Source organism: Streptomyces sp. CA2R106 (assembly GCF_037034245.1).
Taxonomy (GTDB): domain Bacteria; phylum Actinomycetota; class Actinomycetes; order Streptomycetales; family Streptomycetaceae; genus Actinacidiphila.
The window spans coordinates 34,253-51,197 of the sequence record NZ_JBAGKC010000027.1 but is presented as its reverse complement, the minus strand read 5'-3'; the positions used below and the strand labels follow the sequence as shown (position 1 = coordinate 51,197).

The 16,945-nt window shown below is 72.4% G+C and carries 12 protein-coding genes, 2 tRNA genes and 1 pseudogene; 12 read left to right on the top strand and 3 right to left on the bottom strand.

Translation table 11 applies throughout. The annotated features are described in order from the left end of the window. Positions 1 to 42: 42 nt before the first annotated feature. Positions 43 to 1,089 (top strand): annotated as a pseudogene (locus WA788_RS36120) (SCO2583 family membrane protein); the annotation flags it as partial. Between the two features lie 182 nt (positions 1,090 to 1,271). Here the strand turns inward: WA788_RS36120 and WA788_RS28535 are convergent. After that, the gene (locus WA788_RS28535; protein WP_335982175.1) at positions 1,272 to 2,309 is read right to left on the bottom strand and encodes a M48 family metallopeptidase; all 1,038 of its coding nucleotides are present in this window, start codon (positions 2,307 to 2,309) and stop codon (positions 1,272 to 1,274) included. Positions 2,310 to 2,544: 235 nt separating this feature from the next. On the opposite strand from WA788_RS28535, the gene WA788_RS28530 reads away from it, so the two are divergent. From WA788_RS28530 to WA788_RS28505, 6 genes are all read left to right on the top strand, one after another. Continuing rightward, positions 2,545 to 2,688 (top strand): hypothetical protein, encoded by a 144-nt coding sequence (locus tag WA788_RS28530; RefSeq protein ID WP_335982092.1) that lies wholly within the window; start codon positions 2,545 to 2,547, stop codon positions 2,686 to 2,688. 8 nt (positions 2,689 to 2,696) lie between these two features. Beyond that, the gene (gene nadD, locus WA788_RS28525; RefSeq protein ID WP_335982090.1) at positions 2,697 to 3,296 is read left to right on the top strand and encodes a nicotinate-nucleotide adenylyltransferase; all 600 of its coding nucleotides are present in this window, start codon (positions 2,697 to 2,699) and stop codon (positions 3,294 to 3,296) included. Between the two features lie 27 nt (positions 3,297 to 3,323). Then, on the top strand, positions 3,324 to 5,135 hold the full coding sequence (locus WA788_RS28520; protein WP_335982089.1) for an LCP family protein: 1,812 nt from the start codon (positions 3,324 to 3,326) through the stop codon (positions 5,133 to 5,135). A gap of 117 nt (positions 5,136 to 5,252) precedes the next feature. Continuing rightward, positions 5,253 to 5,684: a ribosome silencing factor gene (gene rsfS, locus WA788_RS28515; RefSeq protein WP_335982087.1), complete on the top strand. Its 432-nt coding sequence runs from the start codon at positions 5,253 to 5,255 to the stop codon at positions 5,682 to 5,684. Between the two features lie 7 nt (positions 5,685 to 5,691). After that, positions 5,692 to 6,381 (top strand): histidine phosphatase family protein, encoded by a 690-nt coding sequence (locus tag WA788_RS28510; RefSeq protein ID WP_435130422.1) that lies wholly within the window; start codon positions 5,692 to 5,694, stop codon positions 6,379 to 6,381. 99 nt (positions 6,382 to 6,480) lie between these two features. Then, positions 6,481 to 6,553 (top strand) — tRNA-Ala (locus WA788_RS28505). 98 nt (positions 6,554 to 6,651) lie between these two features. Here the strand turns inward: WA788_RS28505 and WA788_RS28500 are convergent. After that, positions 6,652 to 7,644 (bottom strand): helix-turn-helix transcriptional regulator, encoded by a 993-nt coding sequence (locus tag WA788_RS28500; protein ID WP_335982085.1) that lies wholly within the window; start codon positions 7,642 to 7,644, stop codon positions 6,652 to 6,654. Between the two features lie 102 nt (positions 7,645 to 7,746). On the opposite strand from WA788_RS28500, the gene WA788_RS28495 reads away from it, so the two are divergent. Next, on the top strand, positions 7,747 to 9,276 hold the full coding sequence (locus WA788_RS28495; RefSeq protein WP_335982083.1) for an MFS transporter: 1,530 nt from the start codon (positions 7,747 to 7,749) through the stop codon (positions 9,274 to 9,276). Here the strand turns inward: WA788_RS28495 and WA788_RS28490 are convergent. Beyond that, a complete protein-coding gene (locus tag WA788_RS28490; RefSeq protein WP_335982172.1) occupies positions 9,183 to 10,325 on the bottom strand; it encodes an alkene reductase in 1,143 nt (380 codons plus the stop codon). The two genes, WA788_RS28495 and WA788_RS28490, sit on opposite strands and share 94 nt — an antisense overlap. A 220-nt stretch (positions 10,326 to 10,545) precedes the next feature. Here WA788_RS28490 and WA788_RS28485 point away from each other — a divergent pair. The 4 genes from WA788_RS28485 to WA788_RS28470 all read left to right on the top strand — a co-directional run bounded on the left by WA788_RS28485 (position 10,546) and on the right by WA788_RS28470 (position 16,929). Beyond that, positions 10,546 to 10,618: transfer RNA gene (locus WA788_RS28485), tRNA-Ala, on the top strand. 331 nt (positions 10,619 to 10,949) lie between these two features. Further along, positions 10,950 to 12,935: a S53 family peptidase gene (locus tag WA788_RS28480; RefSeq protein ID WP_335982081.1), complete on the top strand. Its 1,986-nt coding sequence runs from the start codon at positions 10,950 to 10,952 to the stop codon at positions 12,933 to 12,935. A gap of 288 nt (positions 12,936 to 13,223) precedes the next feature. Next, positions 13,224 to 16,130, top strand: coding sequence for a leucine--tRNA ligase (gene leuS, locus WA788_RS28475; protein ID WP_335982079.1), 2,907 nt, complete (start codon positions 13,224 to 13,226; stop codon positions 16,128 to 16,130). Between the two features lie 217 nt (positions 16,131 to 16,347). Beyond that, entirely contained in the window at positions 16,348 to 16,929 is a 582-nt protein-coding gene (locus tag WA788_RS28470; protein ID WP_335982077.1) for a hypothetical protein, read from the top strand. Positions 16,930 to 16,945 lie beyond the last annotated feature (16 nt).

The following is a 16,945-nucleotide window of genomic DNA, read 5'->3' as shown; positions in this document are numbered from 1 at the left end:
CGAGGGCGCCGCTTCCGGTCCATGCGGATTTAACCTTGTGATATGGGTGGGCGCGAGGACCCTCCCGAGGGCGCACCGGACGGTGTGCCCCCCGGGGGCGACGACGACAGCGAGTACCGATCCGTCGTGTTCGACGAGTCGTTCGTGCGGGCTGCCCGCATCCAGGAGTACTCCGCGCGCGAACGGCTCGACGACGCCGCGCACGCCGTGCACGTCCGCCGCGCGGTGCCCCGCGGCCTGGCCCGGCAGGCCCTGGCGGTCGCGGTCCTGATCGTGGTGGCGTTCGGGCTCGCCGTCTACATGGGCGTGCGCCACCCCTACCGCGCCCACACCCCCGCGGTCAGCGAGCAGATCCGGGTCAACGTGATACCGCTGGTGCCGGGGGGCACCGTGCCCGCCGTCTCGCCCACCGCGCCCTTCGCGGGCAGTGCCGCGCAGGCGTACGGCCACGGCATCAGGGTGCCGGCCGACGCGGCCCGGCGGATCGGCGGCTACGCCCAGAGCGAGGTCCAGCAGGCGCTGGACACCGCGAAGAAGTACCTGACCGTCACCTCGCTCGACCACGACACGGTGCTCTCCGGCGATGTCGAGCCGGTGCGGGAGCTGCTCAGCGCCGGCCAGCGCGACCAGTTCGACGACACCCTCACCCAGCCCAGCGACGACGGCAGCCACGCCGCCACGGGCTGGCTGGTGCGCTTCGACCCGAGCGCGGACATCTCCCTGGCCGGCAGCGACGCCACCGCGATCCGGGTGAACAACGGCAAGGTGCACACCGCCGCCGCGGGCAGCGAGCTGGAGATCGTCTCCGACTACACCTTCTTCTACGCCCTGCGCGGCGCCCCGGACACCGGGGTGTCGCTCTTCACCGTCCGCCGCCGGCTGGTCTTCCACGCCGACCACGCCGACCTGCGGGAGCATCACATCGAGGTGGTCGACGCCGACGTGGAGGCCGGGCCGCTGGCCTGCACGGACGCCGTGGGCAGCTATTTCCGGCCGATACTGGCCGGGCAGAGCGGCGGCCGGCTCGAGGGCGTCGACCCCTACCACCCCGACCACCCGGCCGGCTCGGTCTGCACGGCGATGGACGACAGCGCGACCCCGAGCCCGACGGGTACGGCCCCGGGCGCGACCTCGGGCACGGGCACGCCGACGGGCCCGACCCCCGGCACGACCGCGCCGGCCGGCCCCGCCGCCGCGGCGGCCACGGCCGCGGGAGCCACGGCCGCCGGCACCGACGTCCCGCCCGCCGTGGTGCCCGCGGACCTGCGGGTCTACGCCCCCTCGGGCTCCGGGCTCGCCGGGTCCGCCCCGCCCTTCCCGGTGAACTTGTCCCGCAGCTTGCCGCCGATGTCCCCGGCGCCGTTGCCCAGGTCGCGGATCAGACCGACCAGCGGGTCCTTGCTCTGCTTCGCCCGTTCGGAGTAGTGGTTCGCCGACTCCTTGAACGTGTCGTAGACCGAGGTGTCCTTGTCCTCGGTGCGCCGCGGGTAGTGGCCGTCCATCAGCCGCTGGTAGTCCCGGCTGGCCGCCCACTTGCGCAGCTCGCCGGCCCGCACGGTGGCGAAGGGGTGGCTGCGCGGGAGCACGTTGAGGATCTTCAGCACCGAGTCGCGCAGGTCGCCCGCGGCTTCGTACTCGTCGGCCTGCTTGAGGAAGGCGTCCACGTTCATCTCGTGCAGGTGGTTGCCGCCGGCCAGCTTCATCAGGCCGCGCATCGACGCCTGGAGGTCCTGGCCGACCAGCAACCCGGCCCGGTCCGCGGACAGTTCGGACTTGCGGAACCACTCGCGCAGCGCGGTGACGATGGCCAGCACCGCGAGGTTGCCCAGCGGTATCCACGCCACCCGCAGGGCGAGGTTGGTCAGGAAGAGCAGTATCGTCCGGTAGACGGAGTGCCCGGACAGCGCGTGCCCGACCTCGTGGCCGATGACCGCGCGCATCTCCTCCTCGTCCAGCAGCTCGACCAGCCCGGTCGTCACCACGATGATCGGCTCGTCCATGCCGATGCACATCGCGTTCGGCTGCGGGTCCTGCGTGACGTAGAAGGACGGCACCTTCTCCAGGTCCAGGATGTAACAGGCGTCCCGCAGCATCGCGTTGAGGTGCGCGAACTGCTCGTCGCTGACCCGGACGGAGTCGGACAGGAAGAGCAGGCGCAGGCTGCGCTCGGGCAGCAGCCCGCTCAGGCCCTTGAAGACGGTGTCGAAACCGGTGAGTTTGCGCAGCGCCACCAGCGCCGACTTGTCGGCCGGGTGCTCGTACGCCCGCGAGGAGATGTCGGGGAAGCGGCGCCGGGTGCGGCTGGGCAGCTTCTCGCCGCTGCCGCCCGCGCCCGCCCCCTTGCCGCCCGGGCCCTTGCCACCGGACCCGTCCTTCTTCGGTTTCTTCGACTGGGACGATTCGGACACCTGGGCCAACCCCCTGCTCGCCAACCGGTTACACAGTGCTGGACGCGTGGAGCCACCGCGAAGTTCCCCCGGCGCCGCCCGTACCATGTGCCGAGAGCCTTCCCACCCGTCTCCGAGAACGCAGAGGGTCAGCCGAATGTCGACCGCACCAGCCACCGCCCTGACCACTCTCGCCGAGGGCGGCAACCACCCGAGCCTCAGCCCGTACCTGACCGGTTTCGGTGCGCTGATCGCGCTGCTGCTCCTGCTGTGGGTCGTCACCCGCTTCAACCGGGACTAGTCGGCCGCATGTCGGACAAGAAGCGCATCGGTGTGATGGGCGGGACCTTCGACCCCATCCACCACGGGCACCTGGTGGCCGCGAGCGAGGTGGTCAGCCTCTTCCACCTCGACGAGGTCGTTTTCGTGCCCACCGGCCAGCCCTGGCAGAAGGAGCACCGCAAGGTGTCCGCTGCCGAGGACCGCTACCTGATGACGGTGATCGCCACCGCCTCCAACCCGCAGTTCTCGGTCAGCCGCAGCGACATCGACCGCGGCGGCCGGACCTACACCATCGACACCCTGCGGGACCTGCGCTCCGAGCACCCCGAGGCGGAGCTGTTCTTCATCACGGGGGCCGACGCGCTCTCGCAGATCCTGTCCTGGCGGCATGCCGAGGAGCTGTTCGGACTGGCGCATTTCATCGGCGTCACACGTCCAGGGCATACGCTGTCGGACCCGGGGCTCCCCGAGGGCGGCGTGTCGCTGGTGGAGGTCCCGGCGCTGGCGATCTCGTCGACCGACTGCCGCCAGCGGGTGGCCAAGGGGGAGCCGGTCTGGTACTTGGTTCCGGACGGTGTGGTGCGCTACATCGACAAGCGCGCGCTCTACCGGCACGAGACCGGGTAGCGCACAGCAAACGTGAAGGGGTTCCTCGTGAACGACGCAAACCCCCGCAGGCACTATGCCGAGGGCGGTCCAGACAACGAGACAGACCCTTACGCGCAGGACCCCTACTACCAGCAGCAGCCCTACGGCTACGACGCGTACGGGCGCCCGCTCGCCCAGCCGCCGTACCAGGACCCGTCCGCGACGTACGGCGGCCAGCAGCAGGGCTACGTCCCGCAGCAGGCCCCGCCGCCGTACCAGGAGCAGTACGACACCGGCACGCACCAGGTCCACCCGCCGCAGAACTACCAGCCCGGCTACGGCCAGGGCCCGGCCCAGGGCGGCCAGGACTACGGCACCGGGCAGCTGCCCGCCTACCCGGCGCAGGACTACGGCACCGGCGGGCAACCCGGCTACGGCACCGGGCAGATGCCCGCCTACGAGACCGGTCAGCTGCCCGCGTACGAGACGGGCCGGATGCCCGCCTACGACACCGGGCAGCAGCAGCCGGTCCACGACACGGGGCAGCAGCCCGTCTTCGAGGAGCAGCCGGCCGCCCAGGAGGCGCGGCAGCCGGGCGACCCGGACTACCGCACCGAGCAGTTCGCCTTCGTCGACGAGGACTCCGAGGAGTCCGAAGAGGTCATCGACTGGCTGAAGTTCTCCGAGTCGCGCACCGAGCGCCGCGAGGAGGCCAAGCGGCGCGGGCGCAAACGCCGGTTCGGCCTGGTGGCGATACTCGTGCTCGCCCTGCTCGGCGGCGGCGGGTACCTGTGGAAGGCCGGGAAGATCCCCGGGTTGAAGAAGAGCAGCACCGCGGCTGCCGTGAGCAGCGGCTCCGACCGGCGCGACGTGATCGTGGTGCACATGCTGCCGGTCGACGGCGGCGCCAGCTCCACCGCGCTGCTGGTGGACAACACCACGAAGAAGCACGGCACCACCGTGCTGATCCCGAACTCCGTGCAACTCACCGGCGACGACGGCTCGGTGACCACCCTCGACAAGTCCGTGTCCGACGGCGTCGGGCCCACCCGGGACTCCCTCAACACCCTGCTCGGCACCGACATCAAGGGCAGCTGGCGGCTGGACTCGCCGTATCTGGAGCTGCTGGTCGACTCGCTCGGCGACATCTACGTCGACACCGACGCCGAGGTGAAGGGCACCGGCAAGGACAAGGACAAGGTGCTGGTGGCCAAGGGCGAGCAGCAGGAGCTGAGCGGGGACGCCGCGGTCGCCTACGCCACCTACAAGGCGCCCGGCGAGTCGCAGACGGCCCAGCTCAGCCGGTTCGGCCAGGTCATGCAGGCGGTGCTGATGAAGATGCCCAGCGACGCGGCCGACGCGACCAGGACCGTGCAGGCGCTCGCCCAGATCCTGGACCCCTCGCTCACCGACAAGCAGCTCGGCGCGTCCCTCGCGCAGCTCGCCGACCTCGCCAAGACCGGCCAGTACAGCACCTCGATGCTGCCGGTGCAGAAGGACGGCACGCTCAGCGAGGCGGCCACCCAGAGCGTGGTCAAGAACGTGCTCGGCGGCAGCGTGAAGCAGTCCACCGGCTCCTCCGGCCCGGCGCGGGTGTCGGTCAAGGACGCCAGCGGCAAGTCGAAGTCCGCGGCCATGGCGCAGGCGGCGATCGTCAACGGCGGCACCTACACCTATGTGTCCGGCGGCAAGTCCGGCACGGTGCAGGCGACGTCCCAGGTGCTGTACGCCGACGCGTCGCGGGAGGCCGCGGCCAAGGACGTGGCGGCCACCCTGGGCCTGCCGACCAGCGCGGTCAAGAAGGGCACGGTCGCCTCGAACGCCGACATCACGGTGGTCCTCGGCGCGGACTACAAGCCGACCAGCGACGACGGCTGAGGCCGCCTCGCCGGGCGGCGCCGCAGGTCAGCGGCGCCGCCCGGAAACACGGTCGGGGTCTGTCGGAGGGTCGTGAGACCCTGGAGTCGACAGGACCCCGACCGGAAAGCCGCATCCGTGACCGCCACTGACCGTTCCATCGAGCTGACCCGCGCCGCCGCCCAGGCCGCCGCCGACAAGCTCGCGCACGACATCATCGCCTACGACGTCAGCGATGTGCTCTCCATCACCGATGCCTTCCTGGTCGCCTCGGCGCCCAACGACCGGCAGGTCAAGGCGATCGTCGACGCCATCGAGGAGCACCTCCTCAAGGAGCTGGACACCAAGCCGGTGCGGCGCGAGGGCGAGCGGGACGGCCGCTGGGTGCTGCTGGACTACGTGGACATCGTGGTGCATGTGCAGCACTCCGAGGAGCGGGTCTTCTACGCGCTGGAGCGGCTGTGGAAGGACTGCCCCGAGATCGAACTGCCCGCGGACGCGGTGGCCACCCGCGGCAAGGCCGCGGCCCACGCCGCCGCCACCGAGGCGGCCGCCCACGAGGACGCGTGAGCGCGCGGTGACCGGCACCGACCACCGGGACGGCAGCGGCGACGTCCAGGCGCCCGGCGCCGACCGGCGCCGCCGGATCGTGCTGTGGCGCCACGGCCAGACGTCGTGGAACGTCGAGCAGCGCTTCCAGGGCAGCACCGACGTGCCGCTCACCGAGACCGGCGTCGCCCAGGCCCGCCGGGCCGCCCGGCTGCTCGCCGCGCTCGCCCCGGACGCGATCATCTCCTCCGACCTGAGCCGGGCCCGGGCCACCGCGGCCGAGCTGGCCGCCCTCACCGGGCTGCCGGTCACCCCGTACGAGGGTCTGCGGGAGACCTACGCCGGCGCCTGGCAGGGGCTCACCCACAGCGAGATCCTGGCCCGCTACGGCGAGCAGTACACCGCGTGGAAGCGCGGCGAGCCGGTCCGCCGCGGCGGCGGCGAGCTGGAGACCGAGGTCGCCGACCGCGCCGCGCCGGTGGTGCTGGCCGCCGCCGACAAGCTCGCCGACGGCGGCGTGCTCGTCGTGGTCAGCCACGGCGGCGCGATCCGCACCACCATCGGCCGCCTGCTCGGCCTGGCGCCGGACACCTGGGAGTCGCTGGGCGGCCTGTCCAACTGCTGCTGGTCGGTGCTGGGCGAGGGCGCCCGCGGCTGGCGGCTGACCGAGCACAATGCCGGCACCCTGCCGGAGCCGGTCCTCGGCGACGACACGTAGTCCGAGGTCGTGGGCCCGCGGGCGGGCCGCAGCGCCGATTTCGTTTCCGGCCCGTCCACCGGCTATGCTTCTTCTCGTCGCCGGGGCAACCGGCGGTGCGGGGCTGTAGCTCAGTTGGTAGAGCGCTTGCATGGCATGCAAGAGGTCCGGGGTTCAATTCCCCGTAGCTCCACGCTTGAAGAGGGCGAGTTCCTTCCGCGCACACCGCGGACCGGACTCGCCCTCTTCGTCGTACGAGCCCGCGGCCTCCCGCCGTAGGAGCCCGCGCCCTCAGCCGGCCGGCTCGGCCGCCGCCTGTCGGACCTGCGCGCGCAGGTCCGACAGGCGGCGGCCGTGCCGGGCGCAGCCGACCAGCGGGTCCTCCATCGCCCGCAACCGCTCGATCCGCTGCTGGTCTTCCGCCGCGACCGGGGTGTAGACCACCACCCGGTGCTCGGCCATGCCGTCGATGCTCAGCGAGGTGGAGGTCATGTGGACGGTGCCGGCCTCCGCGTGCCGGAAGACCTTCACCCGCCGGCCGGGCGAGGCCACGTCGCCGCTCGCCCACAGCTGCGCGAAGGCCGGGCTCTTCCGGATCAGCAGCGCCACGAACTCCTCCCACGCGGGCTCGCCGATGTGCCGGCCGTAGCTGTGCCGCAACTGCGCCACCATCCACGGCAGTTCCTCGGCGCTGTTCTTGAAGGACGAGCAGCACTCGGGGATCGTGAAGAGCTTGTACAGCAGGTTGCGCTCCCGGCGCGCGACGAGCGAGGTCATCGGCCACAGCACGCGGTAGGTGGCGTTGGTGGCCTGCACGTCGTAGCGGTCGTTGAGGACCGCGGCCGGCAGCGGGTCGAGGGCGCCGAGCACGCCGAGCAGTTCCTCGCCGACCACCTCCGCGTCGGAGACCGGCGCGCGGACGAAGGGGACGCCGGCCAGCCCGTAGAGGTGGTCCCGCTCGGTCACGTCGAGCTGGAGCACCCGGGCCACCGCGTCGAGCACCTGCACGCTGGCGTTGATCGGGCGCCCCTGCTCCAGCCACGTGTACCAGGTGACCCCGACGCCGGCGAGCTGCGCGACCTCCTCGCGGCGCAGCCCTGGGGTGCGGCGCCGGATGCCCGGCGGCATGCCGACGTCCTCGGGCCTGATCCGGGCCCGGCGGCTGCGCAGGAACGCCGCGAGTTCGTTCCGGCGCCGGGGCTTGGCGTCGGCGGCCGCGGTGCGGACCGGCTGGGCTGGATACGGCTGCGGTGGATACGACTGCGGTGGGGACGGCTGCGCCATGCTTCCATCCTGGACGGCGCGCCGCGCCGCTGCCAGGTGCTGTCAGTACCAGGACCACTGGGCTCTCGTTACTGGTACCGGCGCGGCGCGAGGCTCGACGGCATGAGCAACGACACGCTGTCCGGGGCCGCGTCCACGGCCCCCGCCACCCCGTCCGCCGCCCGCACCGACCCCGTCACCGGTACCGGCCCCGCCGCCCGTGCCGACCCCGCCGGGCCCGGCCGCCCGGGGCCGCGGTCCGGGCTGCTGCTGGGGACCATCCTCGGCGGCCTGTTCATGGCGCTGCTCGACGTCTTCATCGTCAACGTCGCCGCCCCCACCATCCGCGCCGACCTGCACGCCTCGGGCGCGGCCTTGCAGATGGTGGTCGCCGGCTACACCATCGCGTACGCGGTGCTGCTGATCACCGGCGCCCGGCTGGGCGACCTGCTCGGGCACCGGCGGATGTTCCTCACCGGCCTGTCGGTGTTCACCGCCGCCTCACTGGCCTGCGGGCTCGCCGGGACCACGGGGGAGCTGATCGGCTTCCGGTTCGTGCAGGGCGCCGGGTCGGCGCTGATGATCCCGCAGGTGCTGAGCCTGCTCCAGCTGAACTTCCGCGGGGACGCCCGCACCCGCGCGATGAGCGCGTACTCGGCGGTGATCGCCTCCGGCGCGGCGCTCGGCCAGTCGCTTGGCGGTGTGCTGGTCAGCGCCGACCTGTTCGGGACCGGTTGGCGGCCGGTGTTCCTGGTGAACGTCCCGATCGGCGTGGTGCTGCTGGCGCTCGCCCCGCGGGTGCTGCCGAAGGACCCGCGCACCGCTCCGGAGCGGCGCCGCGGCCTGGACCTGCCGGGCCTGGTGGCGCTGGGCGCGGCGGTCACGCTCCTGACGGTGCCGCTGGTGCTCGGGCAGGAGGAGGGCTGGCCGCTGTGGGGCTTCGTCTGCCTCGGGCTGAGCGTGCTGGTGTTCGCGGTGTTCGCGGTGGTCGAGCGCCGGCTGACCCGGCGCGGTGGCGCGCCGCTGGTGTCCGGGCGGGTGCTGCGCGCGCCGGGCATGATCCGCTCGGTGGCGCTGCTGATGCTGGCCATGGCGGTGAACGCCGGCTTCCTCTTCGCGGTGGCGCTGCACCTTCAGACGGGGCTCGGCTACAGCGCGCTGCGCACCGGGCTGACCTTCGCGATCACCGCGGTGGTCTTCGGCGGCACCAGCCTTTACTGGCGCCGGCTGCCGAGCAGGTGGTGGGGCCGGCTGGCCCCGGCCGGGATGGGGCTGGCCGCTCTCGCGCTGGCGGTGGTCGGGCTGGCGCTGCGCGGCGGAGGCGGCGGCGGTGGGGCCTTCTACGCCGGTCTGGTGCTGCTCGGCGCCGGATTGGGCCTGTCGTTCAGCCCGACGTTCGCGCTCGCACTGGCCCAGGTCGCGCCGCAGGACGCCGCCGACGCGAGCGGACTGCTCGCCACGGTGACGCAGCTCGGTCAGCTCGCCGGGGTGGCGACCCTGGGCACCGTCTACCTCAACCGGCTCGGCTCGGGTGTGGGCGCGCACCACTCCGCGCACGCCTACGCGGTCACCTCGGTGGCGCTGATCGCGGTGGCGGTGCTGGGCGTGGTGGCGGCGTCGGTCCGGGGTTCGTCGGCGGGCAGCGCCGGGTAGTCGGTGTAACCGCGGTCGTCGCCGCCGTAGTACGTGGCGCGCTCGGGGGAGTTGTACGGCCCGCCGCGCCGCAGCCGCAGCGGCAGGTCGGGGTTGGCGAGGAAGAGGGCGCCGTAGGAGAGCACGTCCGCGGTGCCGTCCTCGACCAGGGACAGCTGCTCGGGTCCGGCGTGGCCGCCCTCGACGCGGGGGTTGAGGACGAACACCCCGCCGAACCGGTCGCGCAGCTCCCGGGTCAGCTCCCGGTCCGGGCTCTCCACCAGGTGCAGGTAGGCCGGGCCGACCGGTTCCAGGTCGCGCAGCAGCGCCCGGTAGGTGGGGGCCGGGTCCGGCTCGTCGATGTCGCCCAGCGCCTTGCCGGGGGAGATCCGCAGCCCGGTCCGCTCGGGGCCGATCGCGGCGGCCACCGCCCGGACCACCTCCACCGCGAACCGGGTGCGGCGGCGGTCGTCGCCGCCCCAGTGGTCCACCCGGATATTGGCGTTCGGGGCGAGGAACTGGTGCACCAGGTAGCCGTTGGCGCCGTGCACCTCCACCCCGTCGAAGCCGGCGGCCATGGCGTTGCGGGCGGCGGCGGCGTGGTCCTCGACGGTCTGCCAGATGTCGTCCTCGTTCAGCTCGTGCGGCACCACGAACGGCTTCGGCCCGTTCGCGGTGTACACCGAGCCCTGCGCGGGGACCGCGGACGGACCCACCGGGTAGAGGCCGTCCGGCAGCAGGGAGGGGTGCCCGATCCGTCCGGTGTGCATCAGCTGGGCGAAGATCCGGCCGCCCGCGGCGTGCACCGCCCCGGTCACCTTGCGCCAGGCGGCGACCTGCTCGGCGCTGTGCAGCCCGGGGGTGTCCGGGTAGCCCTGCCCGCCGGGCGACGGCTGGATGCCCTCGGTCACGATCAGCCCGGCCGACGCCCGCTGCGCGTAGTAGGCGGCGGTCGACGCGGTGGGGCTCAGCCCCGGCCCGTACGCCCTGCTGCGGGTCATCGGCGCCATGGCGATCCGGTTGCGCAGGCGTATCCCGGCCAGGTCGATCGGGTCGAACGCGGTGGTCACGGTGGCCTCCAGCCTCTTGTCCACACGGCCCGACCCACCGTAGCCCGCAAAACCCGCACCTTTTATTGAGACTTCGTGAACACCGCGGCCGTCCGGCGGCCGTCCCGCAGCCGTCCCGCTCCCGGGCCCTCGCGCCCCCTGGCGCCCGGGACAATGGATGTGCTTCCCGCCGGTGCGGCCGTGTAAAGTGGCCACAGGCCGCCGGGACACCGGCCGCCGCGGGGCTGTAGCTCAGTTGGTAGAGCGCTTGCATGGCATGCAAGAGGTCCGGGGTTCAATTCCCCGTAGCTCCACACGACCGCGAACGCCGCACACCACCGGGTGTGCGGCGTTTTTCGTGTCCCCGCGGCGCGCAGGACGCGGGCGGGGCGTGAGCCCTCGTCAGGCGCCGCGGCGGGGAGGGCGTTTCGGGCGGGAGCGCGGTGAGCAGCATGTCGACGCGGGGCGTCCACCGGACGTGCACGGACCGGAGAGCGGAGAACTACCGTTCCTTTACGTTCTCTTGGGGAAACCATATCCCTGGCATGAACTGATCAGCGAAAGAGTGTCGCTCTGCGGTGAGCCGCGCACGCATAGCGGCGAGCCGCCTTGATGCGACAACCATTCGCTGCGTATGGGGGTTCCATGAGATTTGAGCGCAAGAGAACGCGCGCGGCACTCGCGGTGGCGGCGGCGCTGCCGCTGGTCGCCGGTGCCCTCGCACTTGGTGCCCAGAGCGCCACGGCCGCACAGCCCGCCGGACGGCAGCTCCTGAGCGGCACCAAGCCGCAGTGGGCCACCGCGGGTGCGGACAAGGGCGCCACGTCCGACAGCGGCAAGGTGACCGTACGGGTCTACCTGGCCGGCAAGGACGCCAAGGGCCTCGAAGCCTACGCCCAGTCCGTCTCGGACCCGAACTCCGCGGACTACGCGCACTACCTGACGCCCGCTCAGGTCAAGGCCCGGTTCGGCGCCACCACGGCCCAGACCGACGCGATCACCGACTGGCTGACCTCCGCCGGTCTGAAGGTGACCGGGTCCAACGCGCACTACCTGACCGTCACCGGTGACGTGAAGGCCGCCGAGAAGGCGTTCGGCACCCAGCTGCACAACTACACCAAGTCCGGCCACACCTACCGGGCCCCCACCAGCACGGCGTCCGCGCCCGCCTCCCTCAAGGGCGCCGTCCTGACCGTCACCGGCCTGGACAACGCCCCGAAGAAGGCCAGCCACGACGACACGCTGCCCGGCCCCGCCGACGCGTTCGTCAACGCCGGCCCGTTCTCGACCTACTACGGGTCGAACACCAACACCAAGCTTCCCTCCGCGTACGGCGGCAAGGCCCCGTACACGATCAAGGGCTACACCGGTGACCAGCTGCGCGCCGCCTACGGCGCCGGCAAGTACACCGGCAAGGGCGTCACCGTCGCGATCACCGACGCGTACGCCTCGCCGACCATCGTCGGCGACAGCGCCACGCTGGCGAAGGACACCGGCGGCCAGAAGTACCGCAAGGGCCAGCTGACCCAGGTCACCCCGGCCGCCGACGCCTACACCAACGTCGAGGACTGCGGCGGCAACGGCTGGTACGGCGAGGAGACCCTCGACGTCGAGTCCGTGCACGCACTCGCCCCGGACGCGAATATCGTCTACGTGGGCGCCAAGTCCTGCTACGACGACGACCTGCTCGACTCGCTGAACACCATCGTCGACGGCCGGCTCGCCACCATCGTCAGCAACTCGTGGGGCGACGTCGAGGCCAACTCGACGCCGGACGTGCAGGCCGCCTACGACCAGACCTTCGAGCAGGGCGTGGTCGAGGGCATCGGCTTCTACTTCTCCTCCGGTGACGACGGCGACGACACCATCGACGGTGCCAAGGACGTCAGCACCCCGTCGGACTCCGCCTGGGCCACCTCCGTGGGCGGCACCTCGCTGGCGGTCGGCAAGAACGACACCTACCTGTGGGAGACCGGCTGGGGCACCGAGCGCGCCCCGCTGTCCTCCGACGGCAAGAGCTGGGACGGCTTCCCCGGCCCCTTCACCTCGGGCGCCGGCGGCGGCACCAGCAAGCTGGTGCAGCAGCCCTTCTACCAGCGCGGCGTCGTCCCTGACTCGCTCGCGCTGGCAGGCGGCGGCACCACGAAGATGCGGGTCCAGCCGGACATCTCGGCCGTCGCCGACCCGAACACCGGCTTCCTGATCGGCCAGACCCAGGCCTTCCCCGACGGCACCGTGAAGTACAGCGAGTACCGCCTCGGCGGCACCTCGCTCGCCTCCCCGGTCATTGCCGGCGTCCAGGCGCTCGCCGAGCAGGCCCGTGGCGGCGTGCCGATCGGCTTCGCCAACCCGCTGATCTACGACCGGTACGGCACCTCCGCCTACCACGACGTGACCGACCACCCGCTCGGCCAGAACCAGGGCATCGCCAATGTCCGCGTCGACTACGCCAACGGCGTGGACGCCTCGGACGGCCTGGTCACCAGCCTGCGCACCTTCGGCGTGGACAGCTCGCTGCACGCCACGGTCGGCTACGACGACGTCACCGGTGTCGGCAGCCCGGCCAAGGGCTACGTCCAGTCGTTCAAGCCCGCCAAGCCCGCCAAGCAGGGCGGCGGCAAGAAGCACTGACGCGACGGCTTCGACGCTGACGGCGGGCCCGTACCGGCAACCCCGGCTACGGGCCCGCCCCCGTGCGGGCCCGGGACGCGCTGCGGTATCCTGACCGCATGCGAGCCGTGAGCCTCCTGCTTAGCCCGCCGCGCTGACCGAGCACCACGTCAGTGCGGCACCCCTCCTGCGCGAGGGGTTTTTTTGTTTCCCCTGCCAGGAACGGCAGGAACCCGGGGAACCCCGGGAACACCAGGAAGCGGCTCACGGCGGCGCAGCCGTCACGACATCGATGGAGTACCGAGGACGATGAGCGACACCACCCCGGCCGCCGAGACGGCTGCGCCGTACCGCTACACGGCCGAACTGGCCGCGCGGATCGAGCGCCACTGGCAGGACCACTGGGACGAGCACGGCACCTTCGCCGCCCCCAACCCCAGCGGTGAGCTGGACGGGCAGCCCGAGCTGGCCGCCCGGCCGAAGAAGTTCATCATGGACATGTTCCCCTACCCCTCCGGGGTGGGCCTGCACGTCGGCCACCCGCTGGGCTACATCGCCACCGACGTCTTCGCCCGGCACCAGCGGATGACCGGCCACAACGTCCTGCACACCCTGGGCTTCGACGCGTTCGGCCTGCCCGCCGAGCAGTACGCCGTGCAGACCGGCACCCACCCCCGGGTCAGCACCGAGGCCAACATGGCCAACATGCGCGCCCAGCTGCGTCGGCTGGGCCTGGGCCACGACCGCCGCCGCTCGTTCGCCACCATCGACCCGGAGTACTACCGCTGGACCCAGTGGATCTTCCTGCAGATCTACAACTCCTGGTACGACCCCGACGCCGACCGGGCCCGCCCGATCGACACCCTGATCGCCCAGTTCGAGGACGGCAGCCGCCAGGTGCCCGGCGGCCGCCCCTGGGCGGAGCTGACCGGCCCCGAGCGCGCCGACGTGCTGAGCGGCTACCGCCTGGCCTACGCCGCGAAGTCGCCGGTCAACTGGTGCCCCGGCCTGGGCACGGTGCTGTCCAACGAGGAGGTCACCGCCGACGGCCGCTCCGAGCGCGGCAACTTCCCCGTCTTCAAGGCGAACCTGCGCCAGTGGATGATGCGGATCACCGCGTACGCCGACCGGCTGGCCGACGACCTGGACGCGGTGGACTGGCCCGAGGCGATCAAGCTCCAGCAGCGCAACTGGATCGGCCGCAGCGAGGGCGCCCGGGTGGACTTCGCCGTGCGCACCGCGGCGGGCGACGACCGCGCGATCACCGTCTTCACCACCCGCCCGGACACCCTGTTCGGCGCCACCTACATGGTGCTGGCGCCCGAGCACGAGCTGGTCGAGCCGCTCGTGCCCGCCGCCTGGCCGGCCGGCACCCGCGACGCCTGGACCGGCGGCCACGCCACCCCGGCCGACGCAGTCGCCGCCTACCGCAAGCAGGCCGCCGCGAAGTCCGACGTCGAGCGGCAGGCCGAGGCGAAGGACAAGACCGGCGTCTTCACCGGCGCCTACGCGGTCAACCCGGTCAGCGGCGAGCGCGTCCCGGTCTTCATCGCCGACTACGTCCTGATGGGCTACGGCACCGGCGCGATCATGGCGGTGCCCGCCCACGACAGCCGCGACTTCGCGTTCGCCCGCGCCTTCGACCTGCCGCTGCGCTGCGTCGTCGAGCCCGGCGACGGCCGCGGCACCGACCCGGCCGCCTGGGACGACGCCTTCGTGTCGTACGACGGGAAGATCGTCAACTCCCGTACCGGCGACGGGGCCGCCGACCCGATCAGCCTGGACGGCCTGGGCGTCGTCGACGCGAAGGCCGCCATCACCGCCTGGCTGACCGAGCACGGCATCGGCGAGGGCACCGTCAACTACCGCCTGCGCGACTGGCTGTTCAGCCGCCAGCGGTACTGGGGCGAGCCGTTCCCGATCGTCTACGACGAGGAGGGCACCGCGCACGCCGTACCCGACTCGATGCTGCCCGTGGAGCTGCCCGAGGTCGACGACTACAGCCCGCGCACCTTCGACCCCGACGACGCCGACACCTCCCCGGAGCCCCCGCTGGCCCGCAACGAGGAGTGGGTCACCGTCGAACTGGACCTGGGCGACGGCAACGGCCCGCGCACCTACCGCCGTGAGACCAACACCATGCCCAACTGGGCGGGCTCGTGCTGGTACGAACTGCGCTACCTGGACCCGCACAACACCGAGCGGCTGGTCTCCGCCGAGGCCGAGTCGTACTGGATGGGCCCGCGCGAGGGCCAGCCGGCCGGCGGCGTGGACCTGTACGTCGGCGGCGCCGAACACGCGGTGCTGCACCTGCTGTACGCCCGGTTCTGGCACAAGGTGCTGTACGACCTGGGGTACATCTCGTCCTTCGAGCCGTTCCACAAGCTGTACAACCAGGGCATGATCCAGGCGTTTGTCTACCGCGACGCGCGCGGCATCGCGGTGCCCGCGGCCGAGGTCGAGGAGGTGGACGGCGCCTACTTCCACCACGGCGAACCCGTCTCCCGGCTGCTGGGCAAGATGGGCAAGTCGCTGAAGAACGCGGTCACGCCCGACGAGATCTGCGCGGAGTACGGCGCCGACACCCTGCGGCTGTACGAGATGGCGATGGGCCCGCTGGACGTCTCCCGCCCCTGGGACACCCGCGCCGTCGTCGGGCAGTACCGCCTGCTCCAGCGGATGTGGCGCAACGTGGTGGACGAGGCCACCGGCGAGGTCACCGTCCTGGACGCCGAGCCCGACGAGGCGACGCTGCGCGCCCTGCACAAGGCGATCGACGGCGTCTCCACCGACATGGCGAACCTGCGGTTCAACACGGCGATCGCCAAGATCACCGAGCTGAACAACACGCTGACCCGCACCTCGGGCGCCACCGGCGGGGTGCCGCGCTCGGTGGCCGAGGCGCTGGTGCTGCTGATCGCGCCGCTGGCCCCGCACTTCGCCGAGGAGCTGTGGGCCAAGCTGGGGCACGGCGGGTCGCTGGCCCACGAGCCGTTCCCGGTCGCCGACCCCGCGCTGGTCCAGGACGAGGCCGTCACCTGCGTCGTCCAGGTCAAGGGCAAGGTCAAGGCGCGGCTGGAGGTGCCGCCGGCGATCACCGACGCCGAGCTGGAGAAGCTGGCGCTGGCCGCCCCGGCGGTCGTCGAGGCGGTCGGCGGCGCGGCGGTGCGCAAGGTGATCGTCCGGGCGCCGAAGCTGGTCAACATCGTGGTGTGAGGCCGGCCCCCTCGGGGTGTGCGGCCGTAGCGCGGGGGCGCGGAGGTGCGGTGCCCCTAGGGGAGGGGCCGGAGCGGGTTCGGGGAAACGACCGGGACAGGTCGTCCGGCGCTCCGGCCCCTTCGCCCGTCCGCAGGCATTACCGTGGAACCAGGCCCGAACGGGTCGGTTGGACCGGGCCCGGGTGGGCCGTGGCCCGCGATCGGAGGCGCTGTCCGTGGAGACCGTCGGCATCATCCTCCTGCTGTTCTTCCTGATCTTCGCGACGCTCGCGACGGTGGCGATCGTGCGGACGACGCGTGCGGTGAAGCGGGGCGTCGAGCGGCACACCTCCCGGGCGCGCCGGCTGGTGGAGGACCAGAAGCTGCGGGCCCGCCGGTTCGCCCAGCCCGGCGACATCGGGGCGCTCACACAGCTCCGCCTCGACCTGCGCTCCTCCATCGACAGCACCTTCGAGGCCATGGCGCACGCCTCCCTGCCCGAGGCCGCGGCCCTGCTCGACCGGCTCAACGACCACGCCCGCACCCTCGACGCCGAGCTGAAGCTGCTCGAACGCGAGCCGGACAAGGCCAGGGTCGCCGCGCAACTGCCCGAACTGACCGAGCGGACCCGGCACATCACCCACTCCGCGGACTCGCTGCGCTGGGCGGCCCAGGACCGGGTGCACCACGCGAACGGCGACGACCTCGCGTCGCTGACGCGGGAGATCGACATGGAGGCGACGGCGCTGCGGCACTGGGAGCCGATCGCCCGCGGCGGCGGGCAGAACGCGGGGGAGCTGCGGGACAAGCCGCACTGAGCCGCCCTGAGCCGCC

What these genes read in the sequence shown, in the direction of transcription:
- WA788_RS28530 (WP_335982092.1), top strand. Translation starts at nt 2,545, where the DNA reads ATGTCGACCGCACCAGCCACCGCCCTGACCACTCTCGCCGAGGGCGGC.
- nadD (WP_335982090.1), top strand. Translation starts at nt 2,697, where the DNA reads ATGTCGGACAAGAAGCGCATCGGTGTGATGGGCGGGACCTTCGACCCC.
- WA788_RS28500 (WP_335982085.1), bottom strand. Translation starts at nt 7,644, where the DNA reads ATGGCGCAGCCGTCCCCACCGCAGTCGTATCCACCGCAGCCGTATCCA.
- WA788_RS28495 (WP_335982083.1), top strand. Translation starts at nt 7,747, where the DNA reads ATGAGCAACGACACGCTGTCCGGGGCCGCGTCCACGGCCCCCGCCACC.
- WA788_RS28480 (WP_335982081.1), top strand. Translation starts at nt 10,950, where the DNA reads ATGAGATTTGAGCGCAAGAGAACGCGCGCGGCACTCGCGGTGGCGGCG.
- leuS (WP_335982079.1), top strand. Translation starts at nt 13,224, where the DNA reads ATGAGCGACACCACCCCGGCCGCCGAGACGGCTGCGCCGTACCGCTAC.